The sequence below is a fragment of the Ancylothrix sp. D3o genome, from assembly GCF_025370775.1.
Classification (GTDB): domain Bacteria; phylum Cyanobacteriota; class Cyanobacteriia; order Cyanobacteriales; family Oscillatoriaceae; genus Ancylothrix.
In genome coordinates, this window is sequence record NZ_JAMXEX010000100.1 from 1 (window position 1) to 2,598 (window position 2,598).

5 protein-coding genes are annotated in these 2,598 nt (G+C 41.6%); 1 reads left to right on the top strand and 4 read right to left on the bottom strand.

Features of this window, described 5'->3' with window-relative positions; all coding sequences use genetic code 11:
* Window positions 1-48: 48 nt before the first annotated feature.
* The 3 genes from NG798_RS27370 to NG798_RS27380 all read right to left on the bottom strand — a co-directional run bounded on the left by NG798_RS27370 (window position 49) and on the right by NG798_RS27380 (window position 2,016).
* Window positions 49-552 carry a hypothetical protein gene (locus NG798_RS27370; RefSeq protein WP_261226880.1) on the bottom strand — a complete coding sequence of 168 codons (504 nt, stop codon included), beginning with the start codon at window positions 550-552 and terminating at the stop codon, window positions 49-51.
* Complete coding sequence (locus NG798_RS27375; RefSeq protein WP_261226881.1) at window positions 533-1,021, bottom strand: hypothetical protein; 489 nt, start codon at window positions 1,019-1,021, stop codon at window positions 533-535. The genes NG798_RS27370 and NG798_RS27375 overlap by 20 nt, the downstream gene beginning before the upstream one ends.
* A gap of 521 nt (window positions 1,022-1,542) precedes the next feature.
* Window positions 1,543-2,016 carry a hypothetical protein gene (locus NG798_RS27380; protein WP_261226882.1) on the bottom strand — a complete coding sequence of 158 codons (474 nt, stop codon included), beginning with the start codon at window positions 2,014-2,016 and terminating at the stop codon, window positions 1,543-1,545.
* Between the two features lie 142 nt (window positions 2,017-2,158).
* On the opposite strand from NG798_RS27380, the gene NG798_RS27385 reads away from it, so the two are divergent.
* The gene (locus NG798_RS27385) at window positions 2,159-2,326 is read left to right on the top strand and encodes a hypothetical protein (RefSeq protein WP_261226883.1); all 168 of its coding nucleotides are present in this window, start codon (window positions 2,159-2,161) and stop codon (window positions 2,324-2,326) included.
* Between the two features lie 92 nt (window positions 2,327-2,418).
* Here the strand turns inward: NG798_RS27385 and NG798_RS27390 are convergent.
* Window positions 2,419-2,598: hypothetical protein (locus tag NG798_RS27390; RefSeq protein ID WP_261226884.1), on the bottom strand; the 180-nt coding region annotated here is incomplete at its 5' end.

Sequence of the window (2,598 nt, forward strand, 5' to 3'; positions counted from 1 at the left end):
TTAGCTGGCATAGACGGGCCTAATAAATTGCATAAATTTGTTTTTTCATTATACATTATAAGTGCGTAACAGCTTATCTTCGGTTGCCAATACTGCGAGGTCCCTTTTTTTTTCGTCATCACCCTCTTCTATCTCAATATCTAACCGGCCTTCTTGTGCTGCTTCTGCTTCCGCCAACCACATCCGATAAGTTTCACCTAACAAATAGATGCCGGTACCCCGTTCCCTTTTCAACTTCTCATACAGCAAATGCAGCCGGCTTCCCTCCACTAACTCAGCCGGCTTCACACCGTAAGTTTCCTCAAAATGTTTATCTAAAGTAAATTTGTCTGTGGAGGCTGGTGGTTTCTCAATGGTGGTTTGTTGGGGGGCCGTATAACTATCGACCATCCATTGAGCAATGTCCACCAGTGTGTAACTGTTGCCGTCAGCATTTGCTTTTAACAATTGTTCTTGCAGGGATGTGAATACACTAGCTACATCGATTGCATTTCCAAAAACTTTGGAACTGGGGTCAATATTTCCTTTGCCATCAACTTGCAGGCCAAGCACTGTACACGCTTGTTCTATCTGTAGTTTGTCCGTTTTTAGATGCGTTGCTATTTCTACGATTCTCATTTTCTTGCTCCTTCAGATGGTCTAGTAAATATTTGAGGGCTTGTTGATGGCCCGGATGAGTTATCTCTGGGAGAATTGCAGTTAATGCCGTTTTTAAATCGCCTCCGCCTGTCCTCTCTTTGAACACTACTTCAAAGGATCTCGCATGGCCGGCATCCACCACCTTTGTCCGGTATTTGTTGTATGAGTACGAGAAAACCTGAATTCCTACCCATGCGTAAATAATCGTTAAAACATCCACGCATGAGAATGGTTCGTTTGCTCTGTCATATTCTTCGATTGGTAGTTGGCATTCTCTTATCCACTTTCTCAAGGTGGCGTAAGAAATATCCAGCAAATCGCAAAGCTGACTTTTATTGAATCCCCCATATTTGTACAGAATTGCTCTCGGTAATTTAGGCATCCATTTATTTATGTCCTCCTGGTAATAGGTTAAACAGTGGAAACCGCACTTCCAATTGACATCTAATCGGGTTCTAATTAGCTTCTGCCGTATAATTGGCTCAGTTTTACTAAAAGCGACCCTAACTTTCAATAAAAGTTGCTTGGCTGCCATATCTAACCCAATTCGTTTCGGATCAGAACCGCAGTTTCAGTGCTGATATTTATTAAAACTCCCTGAAACCAAAGCTGGCAAGGGGTTTACCTCAAATAGCGGGATAATTTTTTATTTTTTATGCTTTATATATTTTTAGAAAATTGTCAAGCCTTCTACCCATTTCTGGGGGATATTATTGGGGCGATGTTATTAAAGTAAAAATTAAACTATCTGAAAAATTGTCAAGTAGTTTACCCGAAAGTTGGGGAGAATTTTTTGGAGATGATGCTGTTGTGGATTGCTTGGGAGGGTAGAGACGTTCTACCAGAGGAGAAAAGTAAGATAACAGTTCGTCTGTACAGGCGAAACGTCTCTACCGAGGAGTATTAAAAAGTTTGGATGCGGTACTGGATTCGGAATCCCAAACCCCAAAGGATTGAGTAGAGGATGTCAGCAAAACCGGCCACAATTTTTAGTTTGTCTGGTATATGACCGCAAGCGTCTGGTTCCCAGTACCAATGATCTCTAACGGTGTCATAGTTTATGGGAATGCCAAAGACAACATACCAGCGAATGAATTCACACAGGCAAGCATTGCGGTATTGAGGATATTCACTGGTGACGCCATATAAGCGGGGTATCCACTTCCGGCAGAAGCTATCAACAAATTGTTTGTTGTGGAGTTTATAGTCTTCATCTTTGGTCGGTAGTTCAGTGATTTCTAGGGGAATGCGTTTCATTAGATAGCTTGTTAGTTGTTCCCCCAGCATGGCATTGAGTTGGGTCGGATCTGTATTCTTTATAATTTTGCTGATTCGTTGGTTAGGTCTGATTCTATTGAACCACTCTCTTTCATTCATTTTTTTTACCCCAAGCACTATTGAAGAGTAGTTTTATTAAACCAAATCTCATCCCCGTCGTGGAGTAAAAAATATTTAGTAGCCACTCAATCTTCCAGCGGGGAGTAAATTTATAAGAATTTTCAGGTGAACGGTAAAAATAATGATGGTGTTAGTTTGGGGAGCTACCGAATTTTCTGTAAAGACGCTGGCAAAAATTATGTTTTACACCGGCACCGGCACAAATAAATCTCCGGGTCGGTGGATGACGCTACCAGATTCAACTATTCAACAGAGACGCCGGCCTGCCAAAAATATCTACTATTTATAAGGTGATGCCGGTCTGTCAAAAATATCTACTATTTATCAGGTAATGCCGGTCTGTCAAAAATATCCAGAAGCTAATCACCGACATCGACCTGTTTAAAATATTCGGCCATTCAACGGTGACACCGGCCTCTTTAAAATATCCCACCATTGAACACCGGCACCGACCTGTTTAAAATATCCAATTATTGAATGGTGACACCGGCCTGTTTGAAATATCCGACCATTCAACACCGGCACCAGTTTGTCTAAAACATCCAACAACTGAACATCGGC

Excerpts from the sequence above, each read along its gene's own strand:
- NG798_RS27375 (WP_261226881.1), bottom strand. The coding sequence starts at position 1,021 with ATGCCTAAATTACCGAGAGCAATTCTGTACAAATATGGGGGATTCAAT.
- NG798_RS27380 (WP_261226882.1), bottom strand. The coding sequence starts at position 2,016 with ATGAATGAAAGAGAGTGGTTCAATAGAATCAGACCTAACCAACGAATC.
- NG798_RS27385 (WP_261226883.1), top strand. The coding sequence starts at position 2,159 with ATGATGGTGTTAGTTTGGGGAGCTACCGAATTTTCTGTAAAGACGCTG.